Annotated in this window: 16 protein-coding genes; 13 read left to right on the forward strand and 3 right to left on the reverse strand. The window is 69.7% G+C overall.

The window, feature by feature from the left end; translation table 11 throughout:
- Positions 1-205: 205 nt before the first annotated feature.
- The 10 genes from AC1Z4A_RS22425 (at position 206) to AC1Z4A_RS22470 (ending at position 8,592) form a co-directional block, all read left to right on the forward strand.
- Complete coding sequence (locus tag AC1Z4A_RS22425) at positions 206-643, forward strand: Cg1360 family ATP-synthase-associated protein (RefSeq protein ID WP_483681487.1); 438 nt, start codon at positions 206-208, stop codon at positions 641-643.
- A gap of 261 nt (positions 644-904) precedes the next feature.
- A complete protein-coding gene (gene atpB / locus AC1Z4A_RS22430; RefSeq protein ID WP_483681489.1) occupies positions 905-1,717 on the forward strand; it encodes a F0F1 ATP synthase subunit A in 813 nt (270 codons plus the stop codon).
- A gap of 82 nt (positions 1,718-1,799) precedes the next feature.
- A complete protein-coding gene (locus AC1Z4A_RS22435; RefSeq protein ID WP_071964963.1) occupies positions 1,800-2,042 on the forward strand; it encodes an ATP synthase subunit c family protein in 243 nt (80 codons plus the stop codon).
- A 42-nt stretch (positions 2,043-2,084) separates the two neighbouring features.
- Positions 2,085-2,657 (forward strand): F0F1 ATP synthase subunit B, encoded by a 573-nt coding sequence (locus tag AC1Z4A_RS22440; protein ID WP_483681491.1) that lies wholly within the window; start codon positions 2,085-2,087, stop codon positions 2,655-2,657.
- Positions 2,654-3,469, forward strand: coding sequence for a F0F1 ATP synthase subunit delta (locus AC1Z4A_RS22445; protein WP_483681493.1), 816 nt, complete (start codon positions 2,654-2,656; stop codon positions 3,467-3,469). Before AC1Z4A_RS22440 ends, AC1Z4A_RS22445 begins: the two co-directional genes overlap by 4 nt.
- 122 nt (positions 3,470-3,591) lie before the next feature.
- Complete coding sequence (gene atpA, locus AC1Z4A_RS22450; protein WP_483681495.1) at positions 3,592-5,166, forward strand: F0F1 ATP synthase subunit alpha; 1,575 nt, start codon at positions 3,592-3,594, stop codon at positions 5,164-5,166.
- A gap of 4 nt (positions 5,167-5,170) precedes the next feature.
- Positions 5,171-6,091 carry a F0F1 ATP synthase subunit gamma gene (locus AC1Z4A_RS22455; protein WP_483681497.1) on the forward strand — a complete coding sequence of 307 codons (921 nt, stop codon included), beginning with the start codon at positions 5,171-5,173 and terminating at the stop codon, positions 6,089-6,091.
- Positions 6,091-7,533: a F0F1 ATP synthase subunit beta gene (gene atpD, locus AC1Z4A_RS22460; RefSeq protein ID WP_483681499.1), complete on the forward strand. Its 1,443-nt coding sequence runs from the start codon at positions 6,091-6,093 to the stop codon at positions 7,531-7,533. Before AC1Z4A_RS22455 ends, atpD begins: the two co-directional genes overlap by 1 nt.
- A gap of 113 nt (positions 7,534-7,646) precedes the next feature.
- Entirely contained in the window at positions 7,647-8,021 is a 375-nt protein-coding gene (locus AC1Z4A_RS22465) for a F0F1 ATP synthase subunit epsilon (RefSeq protein ID WP_483681501.1), read from the forward strand.
- 121 nt (positions 8,022-8,142) lie between these two features.
- Positions 8,143-8,592 carry a DUF2550 domain-containing protein gene (locus AC1Z4A_RS22470; RefSeq protein WP_483683686.1) on the forward strand — a complete coding sequence of 150 codons (450 nt, stop codon included), beginning with the start codon at positions 8,143-8,145 and terminating at the stop codon, positions 8,590-8,592.
- Here AC1Z4A_RS22470 and AC1Z4A_RS22475 read toward each other — a convergent pair whose 3' ends face one another.
- Positions 8,593-9,144 (reverse strand): hypothetical protein, encoded by a 552-nt coding sequence (locus AC1Z4A_RS22475; RefSeq protein WP_483681503.1) that lies wholly within the window; start codon positions 9,142-9,144, stop codon positions 8,593-8,595.
- Positions 9,145-9,303: 159 nt separating this feature from the next.
- Between AC1Z4A_RS22475 and AC1Z4A_RS22480 the strand changes: the two genes are divergently transcribed.
- The 3 genes from AC1Z4A_RS22480 to AC1Z4A_RS22490 all read left to right on the forward strand — a co-directional run bounded on the left by AC1Z4A_RS22480 (position 9,304) and on the right by AC1Z4A_RS22490 (position 13,388).
- Positions 9,304-10,506: a sensor histidine kinase gene (locus AC1Z4A_RS22480; RefSeq protein ID WP_483681505.1), complete on the forward strand. Its 1,203-nt coding sequence runs from the start codon at positions 9,304-9,306 to the stop codon at positions 10,504-10,506.
- A 32-nt stretch (positions 10,507-10,538) separates the two neighbouring features.
- Positions 10,539-11,234 carry a response regulator gene (locus AC1Z4A_RS22485; protein WP_483683687.1) on the forward strand — a complete coding sequence of 232 codons (696 nt, stop codon included), beginning with the start codon at positions 10,539-10,541 and terminating at the stop codon, positions 11,232-11,234.
- A gap of 150 nt (positions 11,235-11,384) precedes the next feature.
- On the forward strand, positions 11,385-13,388 hold the full coding sequence (locus tag AC1Z4A_RS22490) for a glycosyl hydrolase family 18 protein (protein WP_483681507.1): 2,004 nt from the start codon (positions 11,385-11,387) through the stop codon (positions 13,386-13,388).
- 113 nt (positions 13,389-13,501) lie between these two features.
- Here AC1Z4A_RS22490 and AC1Z4A_RS22495 read toward each other — a convergent pair whose 3' ends face one another.
- Positions 13,502-14,092 carry a cob(I)yrinic acid a,c-diamide adenosyltransferase gene (locus AC1Z4A_RS22495; protein ID WP_483681509.1) on the reverse strand — a complete coding sequence of 197 codons (591 nt, stop codon included), beginning with the start codon at positions 14,090-14,092 and terminating at the stop codon, positions 13,502-13,504.
- A gap of 14 nt (positions 14,093-14,106) precedes the next feature.
- Positions 14,107-14,874 (reverse strand): ABC transporter permease, encoded by a 768-nt coding sequence (locus AC1Z4A_RS22500; RefSeq protein WP_483681511.1) that lies wholly within the window; start codon positions 14,872-14,874, stop codon positions 14,107-14,109.
- Positions 14,875-14,903 lie beyond the last annotated feature (29 nt).

Genomic DNA, 14,903 nt, shown 5'->3' on the forward strand with positions numbered 1-14,903 from the left:
TGGGCATTGACCCCTGCGTGTGACATGCGGCACACGATGCAGGTAAAGACCTCATCAAATAGTTTGTGATACCGTTCACGAAACCCGGTGCTAGAGCCGAAGGACCGTAGTGCGACGGCCCTTCGTCGCGAGTCATGTCTCATCCCGGGGATACGCTCGTCCACGACGAATCGTTGCTTCCGACCTCTCGCCGGAGAAACCCTTCATGCAGTCCAACGACGCCCGAACGCTCGTGCAGTGCGCCGTCCCGACCGCCGTGGCCGGCTTCCTCGCCGTCGTCATCAGCTCGGTGCTCGCCGGAGGCAAGGGTGGGATCGGTGCCGCCGTCGGCGTGATCCTCGCCGTCGGCGTCATGGCCACGGGGCTCGTCATCCTGAACCGCACCGCCCGGCACCTGCCCCATCTGTTCCAGATGATGGGCCTGGTGCTCTACACGACGCAGATTCTGCTGGTGGCGGTGTTCCTGCTGGTGTTCAAGAACACCACGCTGTTCGACACCAAGACTTTTGCCTTCTCTCTGCTCGCCGCGACCCTCGTGTGGATCGGGGCGCAGACGCGTTCGTTCCTGAAGGCGAAGATCCTTTATGTGGATCCGGAGTCCGGAGACGCGAAGAAGTCCGCGCCGACCGGGTCTCCGTCATGACAGGTAGGGCCGGAATAAATGCTCGCGCGCTCACCTGCTATCGTCCGGTGCCATCTGAGGTGCAGCGGACGCAGGTGGCCGAACCCCCGGCTCTCACGGGCGAGAATCGGCCTGCCGTGCAGCCGGCGCCCGCGATGACTTCCGGCCGCTCGCCGGCCTGCACCCCTATCCGTAAGACCAGTCCAGTGCCGTTCCGTGGCTGCATGCCGCGCCGACACAACGAGGTTGCCGTACCTATGCGCCACGCTGAAGGAGCTCGCGGTGAGTGCTGACCAGACGCTGCTCGCCTTCGAGACCGATTGCCACATCTTCGAAGGGTGCGGCTTCCCGGCCCCGGGCCTCCACTCGTTCGTCTTCGAGCCGCTCTTCACGATCGGTGGCTTCGAGTTCAACAAGCCGATGCTGCTGGCCATCCTTGGCTCGCTGATCGTCGTGGGGTTCTTCTGGGCCGCCTTCGGCAGGGCCAAGGTCGTCCCCGGCAAGCTGCAGATGATCGGTGAGGCCGGTTACGACTTCGTCCGGCGCGGGCTCGTCTACGAGGCCCTGGGGAAGAAGGAGGGCGAGAAGTACGTCCCCCTCATGGTCTCCCTGTTCTTCTTCATCTGGATGATGAACATCTGGTCGATCATCCCGGTGGCTTCGTTCCCGGTGACGTCGATCATCGCCTACCCGGCGGGCCTCGCGCTGGTCGTGTACGTCCTGTGGGTCGGCCTGACGTTCAAGAAGCACGGCTTCGTCGGCGCCTGGAAGAACATGACCGGCTACGACAAGTCGCTCGGCGGGATCCTGCCCCTGGTCGTAGTGCTCGAGTTCTTCTCGAACCTGATCATCCGCCCCTTCACCCACGCGGTCCGGCTCTTCGCCAACATGTTCGCCGGTCACATGCTGATCGTGATGTTCACGGTCGCGAGCTGGTACCTGCTGAACGGGATCGGCATCGCCTACGCGAGCGCGTCCTTCGTGATGACGATCGTGATGACCGCCTTCGAGCTCTTCATCCAGGCAGTGCAGGCGTACGTCTTCGTCCTCCTGGCCTGCAACTACGTCCAGGGCGCGCTCGCCGAGCACCACTGAGCAGCCCGCCTCCCCGCCCCCAGTCCAACAGACGTCCGGTGGCCAACCCCCACCGGTCCGTGAAAGAGAAGGAAGAACCGGCATGTCCGCTCTCCAGACCCTTGCCGCCACCGACACCGTCAGCGGCAACGTTGCTGCGATCGGCTACGGCCTCGCCGCGATCGGCCCCGGCGTGGGCGTCGGCATCATCTTCGGCAACGGCACCCAGGCGCTGGCCCGCCAGCCCGAGGCGGCCGGTCTGATCCGCGCCAACCAGATCATGGGTTTCGCCTTCTGTGAGGCGCTCGCCCTGATCGGCATCGTCATGGGCTTCGTTTACAAGTAAACCGACCCTGCGACAACCCCCTTTTCGACGAAAGGCACTGATGTGTACGCCCTGACGCAGCTGGCGTCCGAGGAGATGGAGAACCCTCTCCTCCCGCCGATGCCAGAGCTCATCATCGGCCTGATCGCCTTCCTCATCGTCTTCCTGTTCCTCGGCAAGAAGCTCCTCCCGAACATCAACAAGGTTCTGGACGAGCGCCGGGCGGCCATCGAGGGCGGCATGGAGAAGGCCGAGGCCGCCCAGGCCGAGGCTCAGCAGGTCCTCGAGGACTACCGGGCTCAGCTGGCCGACGCACGCCACGAGGCTGCGCGTCTGCGCCAGGAGGCTCAGGAGCAGGGCGTCGCGCTGATCGCCGAGATGCGGTCCGAGGGCGAGCGGCAGCGTGACGAGGTCATCGCTGCCGGCCACGCCCAGGTCGAGGCCGACCGCAAGGCCGCCGAGGCCGTGCTGCGTCAGGACGTGGGCCAGCTGGCCATCGACCTGGCCGGCCGGATCGTAGGCGAGTCCCTGGCGGACTCGGCCCGGCAGAGCCGGACCATCGACCGTTTCCTCGACGGTCTCGACGAGGTCGCGGCGAAGTCGGTGGACGTGACGAAGGCCGAGGCTGCCCGATGAGCCTTGCGAGCCGGGAGGCCACGGCCTCCGCACGGGAGAGCCTCGACGCGCTCGCGGACAACACGTCCGTGGACGCGGCGAAGCTCGCCGGGGAACTGGCCGCCGTCACCGCCCTGCTGGACCGTGAGGTGTCGCTGCGTCGGGTCCTCACCGACCCGGCGCAGTCCGGCGAGGGCAAGGCCGAGCTGGCCAAGCGCCTGCTGGCCGGTCAGGTGGGCGGCGAGTGCGCCGACCTCGTCGCCGGCATGGTGCGCTCCCGCTGGTCGCGCTCGCGCGACCTGGTGGACGCGACCGAGGAGCTGGCGGACGCCGCCGACCTGGTCGCCGCCGAGCGCGCCGGTGACCTGGACGACGTCGAGGACGAGCTGTTCCGCTTCGGCCGGATCGTCAACGCGAACCCCGGGCTGCGCTCCGCGCTGACCGACCGCGTCGCCGACCGGGCCGCCAAGGCCGGTCTGGTGCGCGAGCTGCTGGGCGGCCGGGTCAACCCGGTCACCGAGCGCCTCGTCCTCCGGCTGGTGACCGCACCGCGTGGCCGTAGTCTGGAAGCGGGGCTCAACGCCCTCTCCAAGCTGGCCGCGGACCGCCGGGGCCGCATGGTCGCGGAGGTCGTCTCCGCGGTGCCGCTGGACGACCGGCAGAAGCAGCGTCTCGGTGATGCGCTGGCCAAGCTGTACGGGCGCCGTGTCCACCTCAACCTGGACGTCGACCCCGAGGTCATCGGCGGTGTCCAGGTGCGGATCGGCGACGAGGTCATCAACGGTTCCGTCGCGGACCGGCTCGCCGAGGCGAGCCGCCGGATGGCCGGCTGACCAGCCACCAACTCAAGAGCATGTACTGACGGCCCGAGTTGGGCCGACGGTGTCCCTGGGGGGTGTGTCCCCCAGACCCCCCAGAATTACTTCGGGCCCAACAAGGAGAGCAGGGAACCCAGATGGCGGAGCTCACGATCCGGCCGGAGGAGATCCGGGACGCACTGGAGAACTTTGTCCAGGCGTACAAGCCGGACGCGGCCTCGCGCGAGGAGGTCGGTACGGTCAGCGTTGCCGGCGACGGCATCGCGAAGGTCGAGGGTCTTCCCTCGGCCATGGCGAACGAGCTGCTGCGGTTCGAGGACGGCACCCTCGGTCTCGCCCTCAACCTCGAGGAGCGCGAGATCGGTGCGGTCGTCCTCGGCGAGTTCAGCGGCATCGAGGAGGGCCAGCCGGTGCAGCGCACCGGTGAGGTGCTCTCCGTCGCGGTGGGCGAGGGCTACCTCGGCCGCGTCGTCGACCCGCTGGGCAACCCGATCGACGGCCTCGGCGAGATCACCGGCATTGAGGGCCGCCGCGCCCTCGAGCTGCAGGCCCCCACGGTCATGCAGCGCAAGTCGGTCCACGAGCCGATGGAGACGGGCTACAAGGCCGTCGACGCGATGACCCCGGTCGGCCGTGGCCAGCGTCAGCTGATCATCGGTGACCGCCAGACCGGCAAGACCGCGCTGGCCGTCGACACGATCATCAACCAGCGCGACAACTGGCGCACCGGCGACCCGAAGAAGCAGGTCCGCTGCATCTACGTCGCCATCGGCCAGAAGGGTTCCACCATCGCCGGCGTCCGCGCCGCGCTGGAGGAGGCCGGCGCCCTGGAGTACACGACGATCGTCGCCGCCCCGGCGTCCGACCCGGCGGGCTTCAAGTTCCTGGCCCCGTACACCGGCTCGGCCATCGGTCAGCACTGGATGTACCAGGGCAAGCACGTCCTGATCGTCTTCGACGACCTGTCGAAGCAGGCCGACGCCTACCGTGCCGTCTCCCTGCTGCTGCGCCGTCCGCCGGGCCGTGAGGCCTACCCGGGTGACGTCTTCTACCTGCACTCCCGTCTGCTGGAGCGCTGCGCCAAGCTCTCCGACGAGATGGGCGCCGGCTCGATGACCGGTCTGCCGATCGTCGAGACCAAGGCCAACGACGTCTCGGCGTTCATCCCGACCAACGTCATCTCCATCACCGACGGCCAGTGCTTCCTGGAGTCGGACCTGTTCAACGCCGGTCAGCGCCCCGCGCTGAACGTCGGTATCTCGGTCTCCCGTGTCGGTGGCTCCGCCCAGCACAAGGCCATGAAGCAGGTCTCCGGCCGCCTCCGTGTGGACCTCGCCCAGTTCCGCGAGCTGGAGGCGTTCGCCGCCTTCGGTTCCGACCTGGACGCTGCCTCGAAGGCCGCCCTGGAGCGCGGTAAGCGCATGGTCGAGCTGCTGAAGCAGGCGCAGTACGCCCCGTACTCCACCGAGGACCAGGTCGTCTCCATCTGGGCCGGCACCACCGGCAAGATGGACGACGTCCCGGTCGAGGACATCCGCCGCTTCGAGCGCGAGCTGCTGGACTACCTGCACCGCGAGCACAAGGGCCTGATGACCTCCATCCGCGAGGGCGGCAAGATGTCCGACGACACGCTGCAGGCCGTGGGCGACGCGATCGCGTCCTTCAAGCAGCAGTTCGAGACCTCGGACGGCAAGCTGCTGGGCGAGGGCTGAGCATATGGGTGCCCAGCTCCGGGTCTACAAGAGGCGGATCAAGTCCGTCTCCGCGACCAAGAAGATCACCAAGGCGATGGAGATGATCGCCGCCTCGCGCATCGTCAAGGCACAGCGCCAGGTGGCCGCGTCCACTCCGTACGCCAGTGAGCTCACCCGGGCAGTGACCGCGGTTGCCACCGGCTCCAACACCAAGCACGCCCTCACCACCGAGGTGGAGAGCCCGGTCCGGGCCGCGCTGCTGCTCGTCACGAGCGACCGCGGCCTGGCCGGCGGCTACTCCTCCAACGCGATCAAGGCGGCGGACCGGCTCGCCGAGCGCCTGCGCGCCGAGGGCAAGGAAGTCGTCACGTACATCGTCGGCCGCAAGGGCGTCGCGTACTACGGCTTCCGTGAGCGCCCGGTCGTCCAGTCCTGGACGGGCTTCACGGACAGCCCGACCTACGCGGACGCCAAGAAGGTCGCCGGGCCGCTGATCGAGGCCGTCCAGCAGGACACGGCCGAGGGCGGTGTCGACGAGCTGCACATCGTCTTCACGGAGTTCGTGTCGATGATGACGCAGACGCCGGTGGACAAGCGGCTGCTGCCGCTGAGCCTCGAGGCGACGGCCGAGGAGTCGGAGGCGGTCAAGGACAAGATCCTTCCGCTGTACGACTTCGAGCCGTCCGACGAGGGTGTGCTCGACGCTCTGCTGCCGCGGTACGTCGAGTCCCGGATCTACAACGCGCTGCTGCAGGCCGCCGCTTCCGAGCACGCCGCCCGCCGCCGTGCGATGAAGTCCGCGACCGACAACGCGGAAGAGCTCATCAAGTCGCTCTCGCGGCTTGCCAACGCGGCCCGACAGGCCGAAATCACCCAGGAAATCAGCGAGATCGTCGGTGGCGCCAGCGCTCTGGCCGACGCGACCGCGGGGAGTGACAAGTAATGACGACCACTGTTGAGACGGCCGCCGCCACGGGCCGCGTCGCGCGGGTCATCGGCCCCGTCGTCGACGTGGAGTTCCCCGTCGACGCGATGCCCGAGATCTACAACGCCCTGCACGTCGAGGTCGACGACCCGGCGGTGGAGGGCGGCAAGAAGACCCTGACGCTCGAGGTCGCGCAGCACCTCGGCGAGGGCCTGGTGCGCTCCATCTCCATGCAGCCCACCGACGGTCTGGTCCGCCAGGCCACGGTGACCGACACGGGCACGGGCATCACCGTCCCGGTCGGTGACGTGACCAAGGGCAAGGTGTTCAACACCCTGGGCCAGGTCCTCAACGAGGACCCGTCCACGGTCGAGGGCGCCGAGCGCTGGTCGATCCACCGCAAGGCCCCGGCCTTCGACCAGCTCGAGTCCAAGACCGAGATGTTCGAGACCGGCCTGAAGGTCGTCGACCTGCTGACCCCGTACGTCAAGGGCGGCAAGATCGGTCTGTTCGGTGGTGCCGGTGTCGGCAAGACCGTTCTGATCCAGGAAATGATCATGCGTGTGGCGAAGCTGCACGAGGGTGTTTCCGTCTTCGCCGGTGTCGGTGAGCGCACCCGTGAGGGCAACGACCTCATGGCGGAGATGGAGGAGGCCGGCGTTCTCGACAAGACCGCGCTGGTCTTCGGCCAGATGGACGAGCCCCCGGGCACCCGTCTGCGCGTCGCCCTGGCCGGTCTGACCATGGCGGAGTACTTCCGCGATGTGCAGAAGCAGGACGTGCTGTTCTTCATCGACAACATCTTCCGCTTCACCCAGGCCGGTTCCGAGGTCTCGACCCTGCTCGGCCGCATGCCCTCCGCGGTGGGCTACCAGCCGAACCTGGCCGACGAGATGGGCATCCTGCAGGAGCGCATCACCTCGACCCGTGGTCACTCGATCACCTCGATGCAGGCGATCTACGTCCCCGCGGACGACCTGACCGACCCGGCCCCGGCGACCACCTTCGCCCACCTGGACGCCACCACCGTTCTGTCGCGTCCGATCTCGGAGAAGGGCATCTACCCGGCGGTCGACCCGCTGGACTCGACGTCCCGCATCCTGGACCCGCGCTACATCGCGCAGGACCACTACGAGGCCGCCATGCGCGTCAAGGGGATCCTGCAGAAGTACAAGGACCTCCAGGACATCATCGCGATCCTCGGTATCGACGAGCTGGGCGAAGAGGACAAGCTGGTCGTCCACCGCGCCCGTCGCGTCGAGCGCTTCCTGTCGCAGAACACCCACGCGGCGAAGCAGTTCACCGGTGTCGACGGTTCGGACGTTCCGCTGGACGAGTCCATCGCCGCGTTCAACGCGATCTGCGACGGTGAGTTCGACCACTTCCCGGAGCAGGCCTTCTTCATGTGCGGTGGTCTCGAGGACCTCAAGAAGAACGCCAAGGAGCTGGGCGTCTCCTGAGCCCTTGTGCTCTGACGTCCGGGGGTGGGGCACTCCCGCCCCCGGACGTCACGTCCCCTATTCTTTGACCCAACACCCGCCGCACCCGGCGGGTGGAGACCCGAGGAGCCACGTTGGCTGCTGAGCTGCACGTCGAGCTGGTCGCGGCGGACCGAAGCGTCTGGTCCGGCGAGGCCACTCTGGTCATCGCGCGTACCACATCGGGTGACATCGGCGTCATGCCCGGCCACCAGCCGCTGCTCGGTGTGCTGGAGTCCGGCCCGGTGACCATCAAGACCGCCGACGGCAATGTCGTCGCCGCGGTGCACGGCGGCTTCATCTCGTTCGCCGACGACAAGCTCTCGCTGCTGGCCGAGATCGCGGAGCTTGCCGACGAGATCGACGTCCAGCGTGCGGAGCGGGCGCTCGAGCGCGCGAAGGCGGAGGCCGACGCCGCCGCCGAGCGGCGTGCGGACGTCCGCTTGAGGGCGGTCACGGGCGTTCACTAGCCCGAGACCCGCTACGAGTACGTCCCTCAGCCGCGGACCGCACTGGAACTCCAGGGCGGTCCGCGGCTGAGGCAATCACGCAGGTGCGGTTGCTCTAGATGATGCGAGGAGGTCGGTGGAGATGGTCCTCGCGCTGCTCGTGAGCGGCATCGTCGTCCTGCTGGTGCTGGTGGGGCTGTTCGTCTTCGGACTGCGGAGACGGCTCATCCAGCGCTCGGGCGGCACATTCGACTGCAGTCTGCGCTGGAACGTTCCCGAGGACGACCCGGAGCCCGTCGGCAAGGGCTGGGTGTACGGGGTGGCGCGCTACAACGGCGACCGGATCGAGTGGTTCCGGGTCTTCTCGTACGCGCCGCGGCCGCGCCGGGTGCTGGAGCGGGACTCCATCGAGGTGCTCCAGCGCCGCACGCCCCAGGGCGAGGAGGAGCTGGCGCTCCTCTCGGACGCGACCGTGCTGGCCTGTCTCCACCGCGGGACGCGCCTGGAACTGGCCATGAGCGAGGACGCCCTCACCGGCTTCCTGGCCTGGCTCGAGGCGGCCCCGCCCGGGCAGCGCGTCAACGTCGCTTGATCAGCCTTCGGCCGTGCTGTCCTTCGGCTGCTTCGGCCAGAGCGTGTAGCTCACGGCGATGACCAGGTTGATGCCGATCACCAGCAGCATCTTGCTCTGCCAGTTCCGCAGCGAGCTGATGTCGCCCGAGTCGCCGACGTACCAGACCGCGCCCTGGAGCAGTCCCAGGGCCACCGCCGCCGCCACGATCCAGCGGGCGGCCGTCTTCCACTCGTGCACGGTGCGCGCCACGCCGTACTTCGGCGGCTTCACCGGCGGCGGGCCCCCGGCGAAGCGGTGGGCGAAGCGCTGGTCGACCCACGTGATCGTGGAGTGGCCCAGCCCCACCGAGAAGCCGATGTAGACCGCGGCCAGGCCGTGCTTCCAGTCGGCCTCGCCGCCGTTCTTCAGATCGACGGCCGTGGCGATCAGCAGCACCAGCTCCAGCACCGGCTCCAGCAGCAGCACCGCGACCCCCGTGCGCGGCATACGTGCCAGGTAGCGCAGGCTCAGCCCGGCGGCCAGCAGGATCCAGAAGCCGACCTCACAGGCGACGATCAGCGTGACGATCACGGAACTCTCCCTTCCCTCCGCACCAGAGTCACGTCCGCCGGGCGCCGATTCGTCGTCGCGCACGACGATCCGCGACTGCATCCTTCGATGTACTGCGGGCCCCGGCGGCGGCCCGGCCGGCGGACGTCCCCATCCGCTCCGGCGTGCTGAGATGGACCCATGCCCGGCCGTCTCCCGCTCCGTCCGCCCGACCGGACCGCGATCCTCATCGCGCTCTCCGGGCTGCTCGGCGGGATCCTGCTGTACGCGCTCGGGCTGAGCAGCGCCCCGGCGCTGCCGGCGGTGCCGAAGCGGGTGGCGCTGGTGGCGCTGGCCGTCATGGCCGGTGCCGAGCTGCTCCGCCGCATCGCCCCGCTGACGGGTCTCGCCGTCGGGACGGGGGCGCTCGCGCTGGACGTGTGCGCGGGCAGCCTGGTGGCGAACGTCGGCATGTTCACCGACCTCGTCTACGCGGCGGTGCTCTACGGGTCCCCGGCCGCCTACCGGCGCATTCCGCGCGCCACCGAGGTGCTCACCGTGCTGGGCACGCTGCTGGCCGTGGCGCTGATGCGCGAGCCGGCGGCGCTGCTGGTCGGCATCGGGCTGGGCGTCGTCACCGTGGCGCCCGCCTGGACCGGGGTGGGCGTCCGCGTGCACCGGGACGCCGCGGAGGCGGCGCGGCTGGCCGCCGAGCGGACCGCGCTGCTGGCCGAGCTGGACCGGCGCGAGGCGGTCGGCGCGGAGCGCGCCCGGATGGCGCGCGAGCTGCACGACATGGTCGCCGGGCACCTGTCGGCGATCGCCATCCACTCCTCGGCGGCGCTCTCCATCGACGAGCCGGGGGCGTCCCGCGAGGCGCTGGGCGTCATCCGGGAGAACAGCGTGCAGGGCCTCGCCGAGATGCGCCGCCTGATCGGCCTGCTGCGGCAGGCCGGCGGGCAGGACGAGCCGGCCGCCACGCCCACCCTCGCGGGTCTGGACGTGCTGCTGGCCCAGGCCCGTTCCGCCGTGGCGGACGAGCGCTTCTCCTTCGGCCTGTACGACAGGCGCGGCACGGGGCGGCTGCCGGCGCCGGTCGAGCTGGCGGCGTACCGGATCGTGCAGGAGTCGCTGACCAATGCGGTGAAGCACGCGGCGCCGGGCGGCGTCACGGTGGAGCTGACCCGGGGGAGGGGCGGCGCGGGGCCGTTGACGGTGCGGGTGGTCAGCCCGCTGGGCGACCGCTCGGGCCCGCGCGCCCCGGGGGCGGGGGCGGGCCTGGTCGGCATGCGGGAGCGGGTGGCGCTGCTGGGCGGGGAGTTCGGCGCCGGGCCGGTGGAGGGGGACGGCGGGAAGACGTGGCAGGTGCGGGCGGTGCTGCCCGTGTCCGAGGAGGAAGCGTGACGGAGGAAGCGGAAGCGTTGACGGCGGACGGAATCGGGACTCACGGCGAGCAGGAGGAGGGCCCGGCGCGGACCGTCCGCGTCGTCGTGGCCGAGGACCAGGCCGCCGTGCGGTCCGGGCTGGTGCTCATCCTGCGCTCGGCGGCCGGGATCGAGGTCGTGGGGGAGGCCGCGGACGGGGAGGAGGCCGTGCGGCTGGCCCGCGGGCTGCGCCCGGACCTCGTGCTGATGGACATTCAGATGCCACGGCTGGACGGCGTCTCCGCGACCCGGCGGATCACCGGCGAGGGGCTCGCCGATGTGCTCGTACTGACCACCTTCGACCTGGACGAGTACGTCTTCGGGGCGCTGCGCGCGGGGGCGGCGGGGTTCCTGCTGAAGGACAGCGAGGCCGCCGACCTGGTCGAGGCGGTGCGGACCGTGGCGCGCGGCGAGGGCCTGATCTCCCCGGCCGTCACGCGCCGCCTCATCGCGGAGTTCGCCCGCCCCACGCCCGTACGCCGGGCGGACGGTCCCGACCCGGCGGTCCTGGACGCGCTGACCCGCCGGGAGCGCGAGGTGCTGGTCTGCCTGGGGCAGGGGCTGTCGAACGCGGAGCTGGCGGGGCGGCTGGGCATGGCCGAGGCGACGGTGAAGACGCATGTGAGCCGGCTGCTGGCGAAGCTGGAACTGCGCAGCAGGGTCCAAGCGGCCGTGCTGGCACAGGAGTTGGGTCTGACCCGGGTCTAGTCGCGGCCTGGTCCAGACCTCTTGACCATTGGTACGGACCTTTTTACGCTCCCCTCACAACGCGCACCCCCCACCAGTCCGGACCTCACTCGAGGAGCACCCTTGAGCACAGGAACGTCAGGACATCGCAGACGCCTCATACCCGGAGCCGTGCCGAGAGCCGTGACCGCGGCGTTCGCCGCGCTGCTGCTCCCCGCCGCCGCCCTCATCGGCCTCGCGGCCCCGGCGCACGCCGCGCCCTCGGCCACGGCGGCATTCGTCAAGACCTCCGACTGGGGGACCGGCTTCCAGGGCGAGTGGACGGTGAAGAACACCGGCACCGCCAACATCGACGGCTGGACCGTGGAGTGGGACTTCCCCGCCACGACGACGGTCGGCTCGTACTGGGACGCCCTCGTCACCTCCTCCGGCACCCACTACACGGCCAGGAACCGCGAGTACAACGGCACGATCGCCCCCGGTGCCAGCGTCACCTTCGGCTTCGTGGCGGCCGGCGACGGCGCCCCGGCGGGCTGCAGGCTCAACGGCGGCGCGTGCGACGGCTCCTCGACGGGGCAGCCGCCCGGCGCCCCCGGCACGCCGGTCGCCACGGCCGTCACCGCCACCAGCGTCTCGCTGAAGTGGGCGGCCGCCACGGCCGACAAGGGCATCAAGAACTACGACGTCTACCGGGGCACGGCCAAGGTCGCGACGGTGGCCAAGCTGGCCTACACGGACACGGGCCTGACGGCCGGCACCGAGTACACCTATACGGTCGTCGCCCGTGACACCGCCGACCGGACGGGCCCGGCCAGCGGCCCGCTGACCGTGCGCACCACGGGCGGGGGCGGCGACCCCCAGCCGGGCGGCGACCACGCCAAGGTCGGCTACTTCGTGCAGTGGGGCATCTACGGCCGCGGGTACACCGTGAAGTCCCTCGACGCAACGGGCGCCGCCTCGCGCCTCACCCACCTCAACTACGCCTTCTCCAATATCGATCCGGCCAATCTGACCTGCCTCAACGGCGTCACCAAGGCCACCGGCTCCAACCCCCAGGACCCCAGCCAGGGCGACGGCGCGGGCGACTCCTGGGCCGACTACGAGAAGGGCTTCGGTGCCGGGGAGTCCGTCGACGGCGTCGGCGACACCTGGGACCAGCCGCTGGCGGGCAACTTCAACCAGCTGAAGAAGCTCAAGGTCAAGTACCCCAAGCTGAAGGTCAACATCTCCATCGGCGGCTGGACCTACAGCAAGTACTTCTCCGATGTCGTCAAGACCGACGCCTCGCGGAAGAAGTTCGTCCAGTCCTGCATCGACATGTACATCAAGGGCAACCTGCCGGCCGGCAACGGACGCGGCGGCGCGGGCACGGCCGCGGGGATCTTCGACGGCTTCGACATCGACTGGGAGTGGCCGGGCTCCGATGGGCATGCGGGCAACCACGTCTCCAAGGACGACAAGGCAGGCAACACGCTGCTCTTCGCGGAGTTCCGCAGGCAGCTCGATGCGCTGAGTGCGACGACGGGTAAGAAGTACCTGCTCACGGCCTTCACCCCGGCCGACCCGGCGAAGATCGACGCGGGCTGGGACATCACCACGAAGGACGGCACGCCCAGCGTCTTCGACTACATGGACTTCGCCAACGTCCAGGGCTACGACTTCCACGGCTCCGGCAGCGACAACAGCTGGGAGCCCAACCGCACGGGGCACCAGGGGAACCTCTACCAGGACGCCAAGGACCCGTACGCCACGAAGTTCAGCGTGGACAAGACCGTCCAGACCTACCTCGACGCCGGGGTCGACCCCCGGAAGCTGATGCTGGGCCTGGCCTTCTACGGCCGCGGCTGGCAGCAGGTCGCGGACGGCGGCACACACGGCACCTGGCAGCAGGCGGGCGGCGCGGCCCCCGGCCAGTTCCCGGAGGAGTCGGGCACGCGGGGCTACGACAACCTGCTTGCGTCTGTTGCCAATCTGACGGTGTATCACGACGAGCAGGCGGTGGCGACGTACGGGTACACCGGGGACGGTGGGCAGTGGTGGACCTTCGACGACGTGTGGTCGATCGGCAAGAAGACGGCCTGGCTGAAGGGGAAGGGGCTGGGCGGGGTGATGATCTGGGAGATGTCGGGTGACAGCGGCACGCTGATGTCGGCGGTGGAGGGGGGTTTGGGGTAGGGGCGCCTGCGGCGGGCCTTTCCCCACCCCACCCCGCCCCTTCCCGCTGTAGCCGCAAATCGATACAGCCGGGAAGGGGCGGGGTGGGGGAAAAGCCCCGCAGGGCGGCCCCCCTACCGGTTCTCGCCCGGCACCCACAGCACGTCCCCCACCTCCTGGTTCGCCACCCGCGCGAGGATGAAGAGCAGGTCCGAGAGGCGGTTCAGATACGTCGCCGTCAGCGGGTTCATGATGTCCGCGTGCAGCTCCAGCGCCGCCCACGTCGACCGCTCCGCCCGCCGCACCACCGTGCACGCCTGGTGCAGCAGCGCGGCCCCCGGCGTGCCGCCGGGCAGGATGAAGCTGCGGAGCTTCTCCAGCGGCTCCAGGAAGTGGTCGCAGTCCGCCTCCAGCTTGTCGATGTAGGACTGCTCCACCCGCAGCGGCGGGGCCGTTGTCTTTTTGGAAGAAGGCGGCTCCTCCACCACCGGCGTCGCCAGATCCGCCCCCACGTCGAACAGGTCGTTCTGGACCCGTACGAGGACCTTCACGACCTCCGGTGGCAGCTGCCCGAGCGCGATGGCCACCCCGATCGCGGCGTTCGCCTCGTTTGCGTCGGCGTACGCCGCGATGCGGGTGTCGGTCTTGACGGTGCGGCTCATGTCGCCGAGGGCGGTCGTGCCGTCGTCGCCGGTGCGGGTGTAGATGCGCGTCAGATGGACCATGTGTACGAGCCTAGCTACGCCCCGGCCCGGCGGAAGTACCTTGTGCCCACCGCCACGGACACGGTGACCAGCGCAGCCGCGCACAGGGCGCCGCGCAGCACGGCCGTCCCGCCGTAGTCGCCGACGAACGCCGCCCGCACCGCGTCCACCAGATAGCGCAGCGGCATCGCGTGCGAGAGCGTGTCGAGCCAGCCGGGCGCGAGGGACATGGGCAGCAGGAGGCCGGACAGCAGCATCGCGGGCATGTTGAGCGCGTTGACGACCGGCGCGAAGGACTGCGGCGCGGCGGCCTTCATGGCCAGCGTGTACGACAGGGCGGCCAGCGACAGCGCCAGCGCGGCCGTGAAGACGAAGCCGATGAGCACGCCGGGCAGGGGCGCGCGCAGCCCCAGGGCGAGGGCGACGAGGACCAGCAGCACCGACTGCGCGGTGAGCACCGCCGCGTCCCGCAGCACCCGGCCCAGGAGCAGGGCGAGCCTGCTGACCGGGGTCACTCGCATCCGCTCGACGATGCCGTGCTGCTTTTCGATGATCAGGCCGAGGCCGGCGAAGGTCGCCCCGAAGAGGGCGAGTTGGAGGAGCAGGCCCGGTACCAGGACCTGCCAGGACGAGCCCCGGCCGCCCAGCGGCACGTCGGTGAGCAGTGGTCCGTAGAGGACGAGGTAGAGGGTGGGCATGAGCGCGCCGAAGGTCATGGCGGCCTTGGAGCGCAGTGTCTGGCGTGCGTAGCGGCCGAAGACGAGCGCGGTGTCGGAGAGAAAACCGGAGGGGACGGCAGGCACGGTCGGGGCTCCTGTGCGGCTGGGAGGGA

The sequence above is a fragment of the Streptomyces sp. 17_S59 genome, assembly GCF_056930295.1.